The sequence below is a fragment of the Antarcticibacterium arcticum genome, from assembly GCF_007993795.1.
Taxonomy (GTDB): domain Bacteria; phylum Bacteroidota; class Bacteroidia; order Flavobacteriales; family Flavobacteriaceae; genus Gillisia; species Gillisia arctica.
Map to the genome: position 1 here is coordinate 2,219,628 of NZ_CP042476.1, position 16,041 is coordinate 2,235,668.

The window sequence follows — 16,041 nt, forward strand, 5'->3', positions numbered from 1 at the left end:
CAATTTTTTTTGACCTCACTAAAACCGCGCAATAATAGACCGTAAAGAGATCTTATAACCGGTTTTTTGAAAAGTAAAATTGCAGGTATTTCTACTAAAGATGCAGCCCGCGCACATTATATTAAAATACAGTTAAAGCTCAAAAGTGCTTATAAGGGTAATTTCTGCACTCTTATAACTATATTGTCTTAATTTGTTCTCTCCTATCATTATTAAAACACTTTCTCCGGGAATTACATCATAAGCATTTACATCTTCAAAATGGTCGGTTAATACAAGCTCAGGAGTGTTGGCAGTATTATAGACCTTGAGGCCTGATGGGCCCTCACAAACAAAAAGCTTATCCTTGTGTATGCCCAACCCATACGGGCTATCCATTTGGTAGATCTTTAAGAGTTGCGGGTTTGCTTTATCCTTTACATCAATTATTTCGAGTTGGTTATTATTCTGGCCGCACTCGTTACCACCTCTAATAGTCACGTAGGCAATATCGCCGTCCACCACTACCGGGTCGCAGCCCATTACATGTTGCACATGTGACATAAATAAGGGCGTGGAAGGATCTTCAATACTATATATATACATGCCCACGGCACTTCCCAGGTAAAGAAAGCCCTCTTTATTAAAAATAGTTTCTATTTGCCAGCCTACAGACTCTGATCTTAATTTTTGTAAATTGATAGAATTACCTATATCAAATACATTAAGCGTGTATGGGCTCACGGTGTAAAGATAATCTCCTGCTATATTGAAGCGGGCCATAGAACCACCGGTGCCGGTAGTGGATGACTCGTTTGCACTGTTGGAAACCCACCCACCTCTGTCAAACAAAAATGAGTCCTCGGGTTTGGGCCGGGTCTCAAGGGTATATCCTACAATAATATCTTCTCCAAAACGCACCCCGGAATAATCTGCATAGGCTGCGCCGGCAGGCATTGGAGGATGATAATCATCAAAAACATCCTCAAGGCGCTCCATCACCTTAATATTATTAATATCGCTAATATCAAAAGTTACAAGGTCCCGACCGGAGTTTGCGTAAAGTATCTCATCCTTTATGGCGATATCTGTATTACCCGGGATCTTTAAAAATTTCTTTTTTATGGGATTGTAATTAGAATTTTCAAGCACCAGCACTCCTTTATTAATATCGTTTATAAAGATGTAATTCTTATAGGTATATATCTTCCCCGACTCCTCAACATTTTTTGGATCATTGACAGCAACCGATGCCCTAAAATCGGCTATTGTGAGGGTTACAGGAACGGCGACTTCAACAGTATCACCGGGTACAGGATCTTTTTCGCAGGAAACAAATAACAAGGCGATAACGGAAGAAAGCAGATATTTTTTCATCGCAGACTAGTGTGTTAGATTGATCATATAAGTGTAGGGAAAAATAAAGATAAAAAAAAGTCCTGTCACTTTGTCACAATTTTGCTAAAACCTATCTTTGCAGGCTAAATTAGCCCGTGGCTATAGATAGAATTATGGAGAAGATCATAGATGAAAAATTACAGGGAAATACCCTGGAACTTGAACCCAAAGCCGCAAACAGCCGTAAGCTTTTCATTGAAAGTTACGGTTGCCAGATGAATTTTGCCGATAGTGAAATTGTCGCCTCTATACTTCATAAAGAAGGCTTTAATACTACCAGCACCCTTGAAGATGCAGACCTCGTCCTGGTAAATACATGTTCAATAAGAGATAAGGCAGAACAAACTATACGCAAACGCCTTGAAAAATATAATGCCGTAAAAAAGATAAATCCCAAAATGAAAGTTGGGGTTTTGGGTTGCATGGCAGAGCGGCTTAAAAGCAAGTTCCTGGAAGAAGAAAAGATCGTAGACCTGGTTGTGGGGCCCGATGCTTATAAGGACCTGCCCAACCTTATCAATGAGGTGGAAGAAGGCCGCAATGCCGTAAATGTACTTCTCTCAAAGGATGAAACTTACGGGGATATCTCCCCGGTAAGATTGCAAACCAACGGGGTATCTGCGTTTGTCTCCATTACCCGCGGTTGTGACAATATGTGTACTTTTTGCGTGGTTCCGTTTACAAGAGGGCGAGAGCGCAGCAGGGATCCGCAAAGCATCCTGGAGGAAATTAACGACCTTGCCTCCAAAGGTTACAAGGAGATCACTTTATTAGGTCAAAATGTAGACAGTTACCTTTGGTATGGCGGCGGACTTAAAAAAGATTTCAGGAATGCCAGTGAGATGCAAAAGGCGACTGCTACTGGTTTTGCCGATCTATTAAAACTGGTTGCGGAAGCCCAGCCAAAAATGAGGGTGCGTTTTTCAACTTCCAATCCTCAGGATATGACCGTTGATGTTATAGAAGTAATGGCGAGGTACCGCAATATTTGTAATTATATCCACCTGCCCGTACAAAGCGGGAGCAACCGGATATTAAAGGAAATGAACCGCCTGCACACCCGGGAAGAATATTTTGCCCTTATAGATACTATAAGAAAGTTGATTCCTGACTGTGCGATCTCACAGGATCTAATCACAGGTTTCCCAACAGAAACCGAAGAAGATCACCAGGATACCCTGTCGCTTATGGAATACGTAAAATACGATTACGGGTTTATGTTCGCTTATTCTGAAAGACCCGGAACCATGGCGGCAAGAAAACTGGAAGATGATGTGCCCGAAGAAACCAAATCCCGCAGGCTTGCTGAAATTGTTGCCCTTCAAAGGGAACATAGTTTATACAGGACCCAACAATTCCTTGGCAAAACTGTTGAAGTTTTGATAGAAAAGGAGTCTAAGAAATCGACCCTGGAATGGAGCGGCCGTACAGAACAAAACACGGTAGCCGTATTCCCGAAAGAACATTATAAAGTTGGGGATTTTGTTATGGTTGAGATCCTGGATTGCACCAGTGCAACGCTGAAGGGGAAAGCAGTTGGTATGGCCCCTTAACCCCCAAAGGGGGAACCTGGGTTACCTTAATATTACTAAAAACAAATTATGTCCTATAAATTCTTTTGTAAATTAATAATTAACACAGCTCTTCACTCTCCCTTTGGGAGCTGCGGGGCAAATAATTCCCCCTTTGGGGGCTAGGGGGCTATGGAATCTATACAGGCAATAAAACAGCGGTTTGAGATCATTGGGAATGACCCAAAACTCAACCGCGCAGTAGAAAAAGCGATCCAGGTTGCCCCTACAGATATTTCTGTATTGGTTACCGGGGAAAGCGGCGTGGGAAAAGAAGCGATCCCAAAGATTATTCATGCCCTCTCCCACCGTAAACATGGGAAATATATTGCTGTTAACTGTGGTGCAATTCCTGAAGGGACTATAGACAGTGAACTTTTTGGCCATGAAAAAGGCGCCTTTACCGGAGCTTCCCAAACCCGCAGCGGGTATTTTGAGGTGGCCGATGGCGGTACGATTTTTCTGGATGAAGTGGGAGAACTTCCCCTTACTACCCAGGTGCGGCTGTTACGCGTACTGGAGAACGGAGAATTTATTAAAGTGGGATCCTCCAAGGTACAAAAAACCAATGTGCGCATAGTGGCGGCGACCAATCTCAATATGTTTGATGCCATTAAAAAAGAACGCTTCCGGGAAGACCTGTATTACAGGTTAAGCACTATTGAGATCAACCTGCCTCCGCTTAGGGAACGCAAGGATGACATTCACTTGTTGTTCAGGAAATTTGCTGCAGATTTTGCCCTCAAGTACAAAATGCCCACCATTCGCCTGGAGGATGATGCCGTGCAACTATTGCAGTCCTATCGCTGGGGAGGAAACGTAAGGCAGCTGCGAAACATTGCCGAGCAGATCTCGGTACTTGAACAGGAAAGAAACATAAGCGTTTCTCAATTAAAATCATATCTTCCGGATATAGGAAGCAACCTTCCAGCTGTGATAGCAGATAAGAAAAAGGAGAGCGATTTCAGCAATGAAAGAGAGATCCTCTATAAGGTTCTTTTTGATATGAAAAGCGACCTCAACGATCTTAAAAAACTTACCATGAAACTCATGGAAAGTGGCAATCACCAGCAGGTGCAGGAGGAACACGAAAGTCTTATTCAAAAGATTTACCGCGACGAGGGAGATGAAGATGTAGAAATGGAAGACCTTACTGAAGATAATACCGAGGTCTTGCAAATTGCCCAAAATAAATCCCGCGAACAGGAAGATAAATATTATTTTGCTGAAGAGATTGAGGAAGAAGAAACCCTTTCCCTTCACGACAAAGAATTGGAACTCATTAAAAAATCTCTGGACAGGCATCACGGAAAACGGAAAAATGCCGCTGAAGAACTGGGAATAAGTGAGCGCACCCTTTACAGAAAGATCAAACAATACAACCTGTAATATTTGAAGCAAATAGCCTGCATGAAAAAAATAAGCCTTTTACTCCTGCCAGTTTTTATGCTGATGTTCCACTCCTGCGGAATTTATTCCTTTACCGGGGCCGATACCGGCGCAGCTTCAACCTTTCAGGTTAATCTCTTTCAGAATTCGGCCGATATTGTAGAACCTGGAATTGACAGGGATTTTACCAACCGGCTGCAGGACCTTATTCAAAATCAAACCAATCTTAGCCTTACAAATACCGGCGGGGACCTGGTTTATGAAGGGGAAATTGTAGATTTTTACATAGCGCCTATGACTGCCACGGCAGATAACCGTGCAGCACAAAACAGGTTAACCATTACGGTTTTGGTACGATTCTTTAATACCCTGGATCCAACCAAAGATTTTGAACGCCGCTTTTCTCATTACTATGATTACGGGGCAAACCAATTGCTTAATGGCGCTGTCCTTGTCACGGCACTTGATGAGATCTTTACCAGGATCACTGAACTTATTTTTAATGCTTCCCTTACAAACTGGTAATGAACGCGAAAGAATTGATCCACATCCTTGAAAATCCTGCCGGGGTAAATTCTTCCCAAACGCAGAAGCTGGAGAAGGTCCTTGACAGGTATCCCTATTTTCAGGCAGCAAGAGCGGTCTATTTAAAAGGACTTTACAACGAAAGCAGCTTCAGCTACAACTATGAACTTAAAAAAACTGCCGCTTACACGGCAGACAGAAGTGTGCTTTTTGACTTCATTACTTCCGCAGAATTCAATCAGGATAAGATCGCATTACAAATAAAGGAACAGGAAGAGCATTTACGCAATATCACCGTTTTTGAAGTTGAGGAAGTGTTTGGCAATAAAAGCATCGCTATAAGCGAGGCCATTAAAATGAAAAAAGCAGAATCTGACAGGGTTCTGGATCCCGGACTATTCGAAAGAAGTATTTTGAAACCTGCAGAGCCGGCAGAAAAAGAACCCGAAATGGTGAAAACGGCGGAGCAACCCGCACTTACCGGAAGCCCGTTGGAATTTACAAATACCGAATCTCATTCCTTTTCAGAATGGTTGAAACTCACCAGTGCAAAACCGGTAAAACGCGAAATAGAGGAAGACAAAACCCGGGAAAGAAAGTTTGAACTTATTGATGATTTTATTTCCAAAAGCCCGAAGATAAATCCTGCCCAGCCGGCCAGTAATAACAACATTGCGCGGGAGCGTGTAGTATCGCCTGAGGTCCTTATGACAGAGACCCTCGCAAGGGTTTATATGGAGCAAAAAAATTATAAAAAAGCCATACAGGCATATAAAATTTTAATTTTGAAAAATCCCGAAAAAAGTGGTTTCTTTGCAGACCAAATTCGGGCAATTAAGAAATTACAAGAAAATAACACAGGAAAAGAATGAGCACTTTCACTATTTTTTTAGCATTAATAATTATCGTAGCATTTTTACTGGTAGTGGTAATTATGGTACAAAACCCTAAAGGTGGCGGACTTTCATCCTCATTTGGAGGAGGCGGTGGCCAGCAACTTGGCGGGGTTAAGAAAACCACCGACTTTTTAGACAAAAGCACCTGGACACTTGCCACTTTATTATTGGTATTGATCCTTTTATCAAATATTACCATCCTTGACGGTGGCACCACAGCTGAATCCAGAGTGATAGACGGGCAACCGGAAGTAGAATCTAATGTTCCTGCACCTGTACAATCTCCTGTTCAAACTCCTGCAGAAGACAACAACTAAGAATTACTTTTTATAATATATTAAATGCCGGCTTATGACAAGCTGGCATTTTTTGTTTGTATAATGGCAGGATTCCCCACGTGGCATACTTTTGGTCAATTATGTATCACTTAAAAAAAATTTAATTAACTAAAATACATTACACAAATGGCTTTAAACATTAAACCGCTTTCAGACAGGGTTGTTATTGAACCTGCTGCTGCCGAAACTAAAACAGCATCCGGGATCTACATTCCTGAAACCGCTAAAGAAAAACCTCAAAAAGGAAAAGTTGTTGCTGTTGGTAAAGGAACCAAAAAGCATGATATGACCGTTAAGGTTGGAGATGAAGTGCTGTATGGTAAATATGCAGGAACAGAACTTAAACTGGATGGGAAAGATTATTTAATCATGCGGGAAGACGATATTCTTGCGATTGTGTAAACCTTATTCGTTTTACATTCCCCTTCCCAAACCGGGAAACACCAATTAAAAAAATTAATAATTAACTGCCTGGTCCCTTTATGGGGCAGGAAAACAAAATAAACAATGGCAAAAGATATAAAATTCAATCTTGAAGCCCGCGATGGTATCAAGCGCGGAGTAGATGCATTGGCAAATGCTGTAAAAGTAACTTTAGGTCCTAAAGGACGTAATGTAATTATTAGTAAATCCTTCGGGGCCCCAACGGTAACAAAAGATGGGGTTACTGTTGCAAAAGAAATAGAACTTGAAGATCCGTTGGAAAATATGGGAGCTCAAATGGTAAAGGAAGTTGCTTCCAAAACCAATGATCTTGCCGGTGACGGTACTACTACTGCTACAGTTTTAGCGCAGGCTATCGTTAAAGAAGGATTAAAGAACGTTGCCGCAGGTGCAAACCCAATGGACCTTAAACGCGGAATTGATAAAGCAGTTCACGCTATTACCGCAAATCTTGCTGAACATACCAAAGAAGTAGGGAACTCTTCAGAAAAGATCAAGCAGGTAGCTTCAATTTCAGCTAATAACGATGATGTAATTGGGGAATTGATCGCCGAAGCTTTTCAGAAAGTTGGAAAAGATGGTGTAATCACTGTTGAGGAAGCAAAAGGGACTGAAACCCACGTTGATGTGGTAGAAGGAATGCAGTTTGATCGCGGGTATCTTTCTCCATACTTTGTTACCAATAGCGAAAAAATGACTGCCGATCTTGAAGATCCTTATATTTTATTATATGACAAGAAGATCTCTTCTATGAAAGACCTTCTTCCGGTTCTTGAGCCGGTAGCGCAATCTGGTAAACCATTATTGATTATTGCTGAAGATGTTGACGGGGAAGCCCTTGCAACTCTTGTAGTGAATAAGCTTAGAGGTTCCTTAAAGATCGCTGCCGTAAAAGCACCAGGTTTTGGTGACCGAAGAAAAGCAATGCTTGAGGATATTGCAACGCTTACCGGTGGTACCGTAATTTCAGAAGAAAGAGGATTCTCCTTAGAGAATGCAACTCTTGACATGCTGGGTACTGCAGAGAAAGTGGCCATTGACAAAGACAATACTACTGTTGTAAATGGATCTGGAGATAACACTGCCATTAAGGACCGTGTGAACCAGATCAAAGCTCAAATTGAGTCTACCACATCAGACTATGATAAGGAAAAACTTCAGGAGCGTCTTGCAAAACTTGCAGGAGGTGTAGCCGTACTATATGTAGGTGCTGCGAGTGAAGTGGAAATGAAGGAGAAAAAAGACCGTGTGGATGATGCATTAAATGCAACCCGTGCGGCTATTGAAGAAGGAATTGTTGCAGGTGGTGGTGTTGCTTTGGTTCGTGCAAAAACTGCCCTTGTAAATCTTAAAGGTGAAAATGCCGATGAGGAAACAGGGATACAGATTGTAAACAAAGCCATTGAAGCTCCATTGCGTACCATTGTTGAAAATGCAGGTGGTGAAGGTTCTGTAGTGATCAACAAAGTTTTGGAAGGGAAAGATAACTACGGTTATGATGCCAAGTCAAATACTTTTGTAGATATGATGACTGCTGGTATTATTGACCCTAAGAAAGTAACCAGAATTGCACTTGAGAATGCTGCATCTGTTGCCGGAATGATCCTTACTACCGAGTGTGCTTTGATAGATATCAAAGAAGAAGGTGGTGCAGGTATGCCAGGCGGAATGGGCGGCGGAATGGGTGGAATGATGTAGTCCATAGACGTTAGACGTTCACTATACAAAAACCCGCTTCCTGAAGGAAGCGGGTTTTTTCATTATATGCTTTATTCAAAATACTATAATTTAGGTACCTCTTACAATCAATTAGTTACAATCAGGTCTAGGTTCTTGATTCTTGCAGCCCGACTGATCAATGGGGCAGGCGTGGCGATCCTGGTTCTTATCCCTACATTTCTCCTCTGCGAAATTCGAAAGCTCCCTTGCGCAGGTTAATTCCATATTCCACATAGGCCTTGAGGCAGGCCAGGAAATTGGCCCAGCCTTCGGTATTTCCACCAAACCACTCGATCCCGGCTTTGTCCGGCGTCATTTTTCCTTCGGTGATCCTAACAACTGTACTGTCATCTGGCATTTTATGAAGTACCATTTCCACCTGAAGCTTTTTGGCCTTAGCACCTTCCCACATAAATGAAACAAGTTCGTTGGGAACCAGGTTTGTGACCTCAATATTCGCTTCTCCCTCAAATTCCGGAAATTTCCAGCTAAGTTCCTTTCCTTTTTCCATGCGGCCGCTACTTTCAGAAATAAAATAATGTTTCATTTTATCGGGATCAACGATCGCTTCGTAAACTTCCTGAACTGGTTTTTGAATTTGAATAGCTGCCTTAATTTCGAGTTTATCTTTTTGCATTGTTTTAAATTTTGCTTTTTTGAACCTTTCATAAATTTACGCAAATTCAAATAATCAAAATTGTATCTCCCTTTATTTAAATATAAATTTTATATCAGGCCCTAAACGGTGGCTCTGTCCAGATCTTTAATCTCTTTTAAATACTCCCCGGGGAGGATTAGTGTTTTTAAAATTCCATCCAGGTTAAAACCTCTGCTTATTTTATAAAAACCAATCAAAGGACTTATTAAAGAAAAACTCCTCAATGCGAGCAAATCTTTTACCGTGGCAGGGACCAAAAGTGTTTGGGCTTCAATAAGGATCCTGTATCGAACGGGACCTAAATGTTTCCGGTACTGCCGGAACAAATGTTCGGTAAGACCGGAATTTTCCAAATTTTGAGAAAGATGTTCCTCCCTCATTTTCTTCCACACCTCAAAGGTATCAGGCAGGCCTTTCAGCCCCATCAGGCTTCCAACTTCCCGAAATACCTGAAACACCTCCTGCTTTTCTACCCTGCTAAGTTTATGTTCCAGAACTTCAAAGGACCTTATGGAATAATCTATTAGCATAAACAGCACATCTCTGTAGGCCCAATCGGGAATACTGGCACCGCGCTTTTCCTCAACTGCCGCATGTATGTTAGCCATAGCTTCAATGGTACGGTGAGCCGCCGTTCTTTCTGAAAAAACAATCCTTCGGGCATAGGAAACAGTTGAGAATAACCTGCCCAGCGGATCTGCGGGTAGCCTCCCGGTAAAATAAAGCCAGTCAACCGCTTTATTCAGTGCAAATTCTGCGGAGGCACCTGCAAAAATCATGAGAATGGTATCTCCATTCCCCCAGATCTTCCGTACAATTGAGCCTTTTTCTACAAAATATTCCATCTCCTTCATTTTTCCTATACCTAACCAAGGTATGCCTACAAAGACCTTACCCCGGAACATTTATAATTAGATTTCCTTATCTGTTTGTGAAATAATTTTTCATATATCTATTTTATTAAACAATTCTCCCACCCCTAAAGCAGCAATGATAATAAATACCGCCAGGATCATTTTCAAAATTACGGGAACTGAAAATCCTACTAATCTTTTTATAACCGTATCTACGGGTGGAAAATAAATTAAGGAAAGAAGTATTAAAAAAATTCCGAAACCCATATCATTCCCCCAGAATGTATTAATGACACCAATTGCAAACACAGCCAATCCAAACATCCAGCCTATAAGACGAAACAGTAATTGTGAGGGATGCATTTCCTGAGATATTTTCATGTGTACTAATTTAAGTTTGGTATTAAATCCCGAAGATCAAAGGAAAGCCAAAGGTCACTATAATTGCCCAGATAATGTATATGGGCAGGTATCGTGCAATTACGTTTTCTGCTCCCGCGGGATTGGAGTTATTTGAGGTTGCCTGGAGTAATTTGGCGGTAACAAGTATAAGGTTAATAAGAATAAGAAGATTGGCTCCCAATACCGCAATTCGGTTGGGAGTGATACCCCATTCTGATATCCTGAATAATATTGCTGAAAGAGCAATTCCATTTACAAGTATGGTTACTATAGAAAGGAGGATGAGTATGAAAATTTCCGGCTTGCTTTTTTGGGTTTCTGAAGAACCCGCAAGGGAAAAGAAAATTATTGCCATTACCCCTATTAGCAACGCGTTAAAAAGAAGCAGAAATTCCCTGTCATTATAAGGATCTTTTCCCGAATATACCATAGCAACAAGGTAGATAACCAACATTACCAGTACCAGCGGACTAAAAATACGGGCAATTACCGGAGAAACCTTTCCAACCAGATGCGGGTTGGTTTGGGTAAGATATGTTCCCAAAATTGGCACCGCGGGAAGGGCGAAAATTACTATATATTCAAAGTAGAATTCTTCAATGCTAATTCCCAACAGGGAGAAAAGGCCAATGGTTATTCCTGTTAAAATTCCACCTGCAATGCAAATAAGGGCAGAGATTACCAGGAGGTCGCCGTTATACTTTAAGAAACCCAGTCGTTTTTCAAGATGCTTATAATTTGGGCTTACAAATGCGAAGCCTAAAACTCCCCATAAAAGTACAGGCAAGTGTACACAGGCCAGGATAAGTGTATCGCTCTCAGGCACATTGGGAAGGGAATTTATAAAGATAACCCCGGTAAGCAGGGTCCCAATTATAATGAAAATTTTACGGATGCTTATATTATTTTTCCAGGCAAAGTAGGCTGTCAACATGGGGAAAATTATAAACCCAATATTCCGCGGATAAAAAAAGTCCTCCTCCAGCCCTGTGAATGCAGGAATTTTTGCTATTAAACCGGCACATAGCGATGCTATAATAATAAACAGGAGATCCTTGCCCTCACCCCACTTAATTTCATCGCTTTGGTAATTTAACCTTTCATTCCAGAAATTGGCAAGTGTTCCTTCCTTGAGATCCTGCGATAAGGCATTGAACTCATTTCTGAATTTGGTTTTGTTAGTCCGGTAAAGTCTCTCCAGTTTCCCGGGATCATTCAGATTGATTATTATTTGATCTTTCATAATTTGGATTTTAAATGTGTTTATTAATTTTCATTTGTTATTTGTAAAAGCTTTTTCTAATTCCTAGAAACACTAATTAGAGTTTCTGAAAAGTACTTTGAGTTTCAAAGTGTTTATATAAAAAAAATACCCCTCCTATTTTTGCGATTTAATTAATTTTTCCAGGGCTGTAATATGCTCCTCAAATGCTTTTTTTCCCTGTTTTGTTATAAAATACCGGGTATTGGGTTTTCGGTCTATAAATGTTTTATTAACTCCAATATATTCTTCTTTTTCCAATGCCTTAATATGGCTTGCCAGGTTGCCATCTGTTACATCAAGGTATTCTTTGAGGGCCGTAAAATCAAGCGTATCATTTACTGCCAGGGCAGCCATAATACCTAAACGAACCCTGCTTTCAAAGGCCTTGTTTAAATCATCAATGAAATTCTTCATTTTTCGTACTTCAGGTGCATTAGAATACCGTACACTATGTGCATTAATCCAAAGCCAACTGCCCAAAGTAAAAGACCTAATTCTATAAAATAAAATGCCAATAAGCCTAAAATAACTTGAACAATACCCAGGGATTTAATTTCTTCAAAGGTAAATTTACTTGCATTTACAAGCGCCAGCCCATAAAAGATGAGGCTCGCCGGAGCGAGGAAACCGTAAAGACCCTTAGAGATAAGTATTAAAATAAAAACTCCGCCGGTAATTAGTGGTATAGCCATGTTAATTACCAACCTCCTCGCAGAAGAATTCCAAAGTTTTTCTCCCTGGTTTCCTGATTTTTTAAGCGAAAATACTATTGCCGTCCCCACTGCCAGAACAAGTACCGTCATGGCTAAAAGAATGAGGCTTTCTACTTCCCTGGTCAATTGTTGCCCGTCCAAAGTGTTTTTAATCAGAGAGCCATTCTCCACATAAAACAATCTAAAGGCTACATACGCTCCTACCAATGCATAAATGCCTGCCATAATTCCGGAAATGCCCGATAGGGATAGGAATTTCGTAGAGCGCTCCATCATAGAGCGTATCTCTGTAAGGTCACGGGAATAGTCCTGTTCTTTTTTCATTTAAAAGTACTTTGCGATTCAAAGTTAAACTAAATTTCTTAAGTTTCAGAAATAACTTCAAAAAAATATTGAAATTTTTGCAGTTCCCTCCGGCACCATATAACAGCCATCTAATATTCCCCGGAAATTTCACGGGAATTTATTTGGGTTCAGGCTCCTCCTTTTCAGTATCCTCCGTATTATTTTCCCTGTACAGTTTTTGGCCAATTTTACCTTCATCTCCCAGCGCCCGGCCTTTGATCAACCAGGCCACCCCAAACACGAACAGTGCATAAGCCTCCAGAACCAGGGTGGAATATTTGAACAAATCCCGCCATTCACTTACAGGCACCATAACTATTAAAAATATAATGGATATACCGCAGAACCTGTAGATATTATTTTCGTTCAGGCTGCTAAGGGGGATATTTTTATTAGGTTTCTGGCCTATTGTGAACACATTGATCGCAAGGATCGCAAAAACCGCGAAGAGAATTGCTGCAAAACCATAATGAAGCCAACCCAGCCACTCGTAATTATAGGGAATAAGACTATAAACTTTTACCTGATCCAATTCAGGGTTCACGGGAATAAGTGCAACTCCCAAGGCCATTATGCCGGCAATATTGGTAAGCGCCTGATCATTCTTCCAGAAGGAGGGGTTTCCATGGCCTTTATACCTGATAAGGAAAAACCCCACAGCACACAGAGTGCCTGTAAAGATCTCCCGTAAGTTGGTATAGTAATAATGGCTTACAGAAGGTTGAAGCCCGGTATTAAAAAAACTGAAGACTGATAAGATCACCAGGATAACCGGAAGGCTTACCCCCAGGTAACCTATAGCCCTTCTTAACCTGCGATAGGTAAAAACATCATTTCTTTTAAATTTTCCCAATATTATAGGTTAAAGCCCGCAATGAGATTAATTATGGGGCAATTAGGTTCCTTCTAATATAATCTAATTTCCAAAACCAACATCTAATCACTTTTCAATCTATGGGATAATAAATACAGGAAATTTTAATCCTGAAGCCTACCCTGTTAGATTGAGATTATAATAGTTTTTGCCTAATAGCGATAGTTATTTAATATGGCAGATAAAAAGCAATAAGTAAAAATTATAGTATTTTTAGAATATTAATCCATTAAAACCTTCCAGTAATGAAAAATGATCATAACACCTCAGGTAACCACAAAGTCTGGGAAGTAAACGAATCTACCCGATGCCCTTTTATGGGCGGAGCTCTTGATAAAACTGCCGGCAGTGGTACCTCAAACCGCGACTGGTGGCCCAACATGCTTAATCTTACCATATTAAGACAACACTCTGCTCTTTCTGACCCTATGGGAGAGGATTTTAATTATGCGGAAGCATTTAAAAGTCTGGATCTGGCAGCAGTCAAGAAAGACCTTCATGACCTAATGACCGACTCCCAGGACTGGTGGCCGGCAGATTATGGCCATTATGGCCCGCTTTTTATTCGTATGGCCTGGCATAGTGCGGGAACATACCGTATAGGAGATGGCCGCGGAGGGGCCAGTTCAGGTTCCCAGCGATTCGCACCTCTTAACAGTTGGCCAGATAATGCAAACCTTGACAAAGCCCGACTTCTACTGTGGCCTATTAAACAAAAATATGGCCGAAAGATCTCCTGGGCAGATCTTATGATATTAACCGGAAATGTGGCCCTGGAATCTATGGGATTAAAACCTTTTGGATTTGGTGGTGGCCGGGAAGATATCTGGGAGCCCGAAGAAGATATTTACTGGGGCTCTGAAGGAGAATGGGTATCCAACAAAGAACGCTACTCTCACGGGGACACTTTAGAAAATCCCCTTGGTGCATCCCATATGGGCCTTATATATGTAAATCCTGAAGGTCCCAACGGAAATCCGGATCCTCTGGGAGCTGCACACGATATAAGGGAGACTTTTGGCCGTATGGCGATGAATGATTATGAAACTGTGGCCTTAATTGCGGGAGGCCATACCTTTGGAAAAACCCATGGGGCAGCAGATCCTGTAGAGAATGTGGGTGTTGAGCCTGCAGGGGCCTCTATAGAAGAAATGGGGTTGGGTTGGAAAAATAAATTTGGGACAGGAAATGCAGGCAGTACTATAACAAGTGGTATCGAAGGCGCATGGACCCAAACACCTACCAAATGGAGCAACAGTTTCTTTGACAATCTTTTCAATTTTGAATGGGAATGCCATAAAGGGCCGGGTGGCGCTTACCAGTGGAGACCCAGTAATAATGCAGGCGCAGGCACAGTTCCCGATGCTCATGACCCGGCTATTAAACATGCGCCCTTTATGCTTACTACAGATATCGCGCTACGGGAAGACCCTGAATATTTAAAGATCTCTAAACGCTTCCATGAAAATCCGGAAGAGTTTGCTGATGCTTTTTCCAGGGCCTGGTATAAGTTAACGCATAGAGACATGGGGCCGGTTTCAAGATATCTTGGGCCTGAGGTTCCTGCAGAAGAATTGATCTGGCAGGACCCAATCCCAAAAGTAGACCACGACCTGGTTGATGATAAGGACGTAGCGCGACTTAAAGATATGATCCTTGATTCCGGCTTAACAGTCTCACAACTGGTGTCTACCGCCTGGGCTTCTGCATCTACTTTTAGAAATTCAGATAAGCGCGGGGGGCCAATGGTGCCAGAATTCGCCTGGAACCCCAAAGACATTGGGAAGTGAACAATCCGCCACAGTTACAGACGGTTCTCATGAAACTGGAGGAGATCCAGGAGGAATTCAACAGTGCTCAAACCGGTAATAAAAAGGTTTCAATGGCAGATCTTATTGTGCTGGGAGGCTGTGTAGCTGTAAAAAAAGCTGCCAAAGACGCGGGATTTGACATAGGAGTTCCGTTTAATCCCGGCCGCACTGATGCTGTGGAAGAACAAACAGACGCCGAGGCATTTGAACCGCTGGAGCCTAATGGTGACGGTTTCAGAAATTATGCGAGAAACAGGGATCATATTAAGGCTTCTGCTGAAGAAAGATTGGTAGACAAAGCGCAGTTATTATCATTAACTCCGCCGGAAATGACCGTGCTTATTGGAGGAATGCGGGTGCTTGACACCAATTGGGACGGCTCTAAACACGGAGTTTTCACAGATCGTCCGGGGCAACTCTCCAATGATTTCTTTGTAAACCTTTTGGATATGCGCACTACCTGGAAGGCAAAAACAAATACCCAGAATATTTTTGCGGGCAGTGACCGGCATACGGGCGAGCAAAAATGGACGGGTACCAGGGTAGATCTCATCTTTGGGTCAAATTCTGAACTCAGGGCGCTGGCCGAAGTCTATGCTTTGGAAGACTCCAGGGAGAAGTTTGTGAAAGATTTCGTGAAGGCTTGGGTAAAGGTGATGAACCTTGACCGTTTTGACCTTAAAAATTAAATAAAACTGCAAAGAATAAAGTAGGCGGGCCGGAAACGAGCCCGCCTTTTTTTTTGCAGAGGATCCTTCCGAGGATCCTAATAAAATTTTCAAAACCCGCAGAACCTTTAAATTTTCAGCAAAAAAAAACCATCCTGAAATTCCGGATGGTTTTATAATTCAATTTCAATTG

The 16,041-nt window shown here is 41.7% G+C and carries 15 protein-coding genes and 2 pseudogenes; 9 read left to right on the forward strand and 8 right to left on the reverse strand.

Translation table 11 applies throughout. The features are described from left to right. Positions 1-132 precede the first annotated feature (132 nt). Positions 133-1,356 (reverse strand): LVIVD repeat-containing protein, encoded by a 1,224-nt coding sequence (locus tag FK178_RS10000; RefSeq protein ID WP_146834340.1) that lies wholly within the window; start codon positions 1,354-1,356, stop codon positions 133-135. A 134-nt stretch (positions 1,357-1,490) separates the two neighbouring features. Between FK178_RS10000 and miaB the strand changes: the two genes are divergently transcribed. The 8 genes and pseudogenes from miaB to groL all read left to right on the forward strand — a co-directional run bounded on the left by miaB (position 1,491) and on the right by groL (position 8,238). Continuing rightward, positions 1,491-2,930, forward strand: coding sequence for a tRNA (N6-isopentenyl adenosine(37)-C2)-methylthiotransferase MiaB (gene miaB / locus FK178_RS10005; RefSeq protein WP_146837580.1), 1,440 nt, complete (start codon positions 1,491-1,493; stop codon positions 2,928-2,930). Positions 2,931-3,080: 150 nt separating this feature from the next. Then, complete coding sequence (locus FK178_RS10010) at positions 3,081-4,337, forward strand: sigma-54 interaction domain-containing protein (protein ID WP_146834343.1); 1,257 nt, start codon at positions 3,081-3,083, stop codon at positions 4,335-4,337. A gap of 21 nt (positions 4,338-4,358) precedes the next feature. Then, on the forward strand, positions 4,359-4,862 hold the full coding sequence (locus FK178_RS10015; RefSeq protein WP_146834346.1) for an LptE family protein: 504 nt from the start codon (positions 4,359-4,361) through the stop codon (positions 4,860-4,862). Continuing rightward, positions 4,862-5,734, forward strand: coding sequence for a hypothetical protein (locus FK178_RS10020; protein ID WP_146834349.1), 873 nt, complete (start codon positions 4,862-4,864; stop codon positions 5,732-5,734). Before FK178_RS10015 ends, FK178_RS10020 begins: the two co-directional genes overlap by 1 nt. Beyond that, positions 5,731-6,075 (forward strand): preprotein translocase subunit SecG, encoded by a 345-nt coding sequence (gene secG, locus FK178_RS10025; RefSeq protein ID WP_146834352.1) that lies wholly within the window; start codon positions 5,731-5,733, stop codon positions 6,073-6,075. Before FK178_RS10020 ends, secG begins: the two co-directional genes overlap by 4 nt. A 147-nt stretch (positions 6,076-6,222) precedes the next feature. Continuing rightward, positions 6,223-6,498: a co-chaperone GroES gene (locus tag FK178_RS10030; RefSeq protein WP_146834355.1), complete on the forward strand. Its 276-nt coding sequence runs from the start codon at positions 6,223-6,225 to the stop codon at positions 6,496-6,498. 27 nt (positions 6,499-6,525) lie between these two features. Further along, a pseudogene (locus tag FK178_RS15940) lies at positions 6,526-6,600 on the forward strand (hypothetical protein); the annotation flags it as partial. A gap of 3 nt (positions 6,601-6,603) precedes the next feature. After that, positions 6,604-8,238 carry a chaperonin GroEL gene (gene groL, locus FK178_RS10040; protein WP_146834358.1) on the forward strand — a complete coding sequence of 545 codons (1,635 nt, stop codon included), beginning with the start codon at positions 6,604-6,606 and terminating at the stop codon, positions 8,236-8,238. Between the two features lie 193 nt (positions 8,239-8,431). Here the strand turns inward: groL and FK178_RS10045 are convergent, their stop codons facing one another. The 7 genes from FK178_RS10045 to FK178_RS10075 form a co-directional block, all read right to left on the reverse strand. Then, positions 8,432-8,896, reverse strand: a complete 465-nt coding sequence (locus FK178_RS10045; RefSeq protein WP_146834361.1) for an SRPBCC domain-containing protein — start codon at positions 8,894-8,896, stop codon at positions 8,432-8,434. 101 nt (positions 8,897-8,997) lie between these two features. Next, complete coding sequence (locus FK178_RS10050) at positions 8,998-9,762, reverse strand: oxygenase MpaB family protein (protein WP_146834365.1); 765 nt, start codon at positions 9,760-9,762, stop codon at positions 8,998-9,000. Between the two features lie 99 nt (positions 9,763-9,861). Next, positions 9,862-10,152: a hypothetical protein gene (locus FK178_RS10055; RefSeq protein ID WP_205677182.1), complete on the reverse strand. Its 291-nt coding sequence runs from the start codon at positions 10,150-10,152 to the stop codon at positions 9,862-9,864. A 22-nt stretch (positions 10,153-10,174) separates the two neighbouring features. Next, positions 10,175-11,416: a DUF4153 domain-containing protein gene (locus tag FK178_RS10060; RefSeq protein WP_146834368.1), complete on the reverse strand. Its 1,242-nt coding sequence runs from the start codon at positions 11,414-11,416 to the stop codon at positions 10,175-10,177. Between the two features lie 135 nt (positions 11,417-11,551). After that, positions 11,552-11,851: a winged helix-turn-helix domain-containing protein gene (locus FK178_RS10065; protein ID WP_146834371.1), complete on the reverse strand. Its 300-nt coding sequence runs from the start codon at positions 11,849-11,851 to the stop codon at positions 11,552-11,554. After that, positions 11,848-12,474, reverse strand: coding sequence for a hypothetical protein (locus tag FK178_RS10070; RefSeq protein ID WP_146834374.1), 627 nt, complete (start codon positions 12,472-12,474; stop codon positions 11,848-11,850). Before FK178_RS10070 ends, FK178_RS10065 begins: the two co-directional genes overlap by 4 nt. Before the next feature lie 139 nt (positions 12,475-12,613). Continuing rightward, a complete protein-coding gene (locus tag FK178_RS10075) occupies positions 12,614-13,348 on the reverse strand; it encodes a hypothetical protein (protein WP_146834377.1) in 735 nt (244 codons plus the stop codon). Between the two features lie 266 nt (positions 13,349-13,614). On the opposite strand from FK178_RS10075, the pseudogene katG reads away from it, so the two are divergent. Further along, positions 13,615-15,869, forward strand: a pseudogene (gene katG / locus FK178_RS10080) (catalase/peroxidase HPI). The last annotated feature ends 172 nt before the right edge of the window (positions 15,870-16,041 follow it).

Excerpts from the sequence above, each read along its gene's own strand:
- FK178_RS10015 (WP_146834346.1), top strand. The coding sequence starts at position 4,359 with ATGAAAAAAATAAGCCTTTTACTCCTGCCAGTTTTTATGCTGATGTTC.
- FK178_RS10065 (WP_146834371.1), bottom strand. The coding sequence starts at position 11,851 with ATGAAGAATTTCATTGATGATTTAAACAAGGCCTTTGAAAGCAGGGTT.
- miaB (WP_146837580.1), top strand. The coding sequence starts at position 1,491 with ATGGAGAAGATCATAGATGAAAAATTACAGGGAAATACCCTGGAACTT.
- FK178_RS10000 (WP_146834340.1), bottom strand. The coding sequence starts at position 1,356 with ATGAAAAAATATCTGCTTTCTTCCGTTATCGCCTTGTTATTTGTTTCC.
- FK178_RS10070 (WP_146834374.1), bottom strand. The coding sequence starts at position 12,474 with ATGAAAAAAGAACAGGACTATTCCCGTGACCTTACAGAGATACGCTCT.
- FK178_RS10030 (WP_146834355.1), top strand. The coding sequence starts at position 6,223 with ATGGCTTTAAACATTAAACCGCTTTCAGACAGGGTTGTTATTGAACCT.
- groL (WP_146834358.1), top strand. The coding sequence starts at position 6,604 with ATGGCAAAAGATATAAAATTCAATCTTGAAGCCCGCGATGGTATCAAG.
- FK178_RS10060 (WP_146834368.1), bottom strand. The coding sequence starts at position 11,416 with ATGAAAGATCAAATAATAATCAATCTGAATGATCCCGGGAAACTGGAG.
- FK178_RS10045 (WP_146834361.1), bottom strand. The coding sequence starts at position 8,896 with ATGCAAAAAGATAAACTCGAAATTAAGGCAGCTATTCAAATTCAAAAA.
- FK178_RS10055 (WP_205677182.1), bottom strand. The coding sequence starts at position 10,152 with ATGAAAATATCTCAGGAAATGCATCCCTCACAATTACTGTTTCGTCTT.
- FK178_RS10050 (WP_146834365.1), bottom strand. The coding sequence starts at position 9,762 with ATGGAATATTTTGTAGAAAAAGGCTCAATTGTACGGAAGATCTGGGGG.
- FK178_RS10010 (WP_146834343.1), top strand. The coding sequence starts at position 3,081 with ATGGAATCTATACAGGCAATAAAACAGCGGTTTGAGATCATTGGGAAT.
- secG (WP_146834352.1), top strand. The coding sequence starts at position 5,731 with ATGAGCACTTTCACTATTTTTTTAGCATTAATAATTATCGTAGCATTT.
- FK178_RS10020 (WP_146834349.1), top strand. The coding sequence starts at position 4,862 with ATGAACGCGAAAGAATTGATCCACATCCTTGAAAATCCTGCCGGGGTA.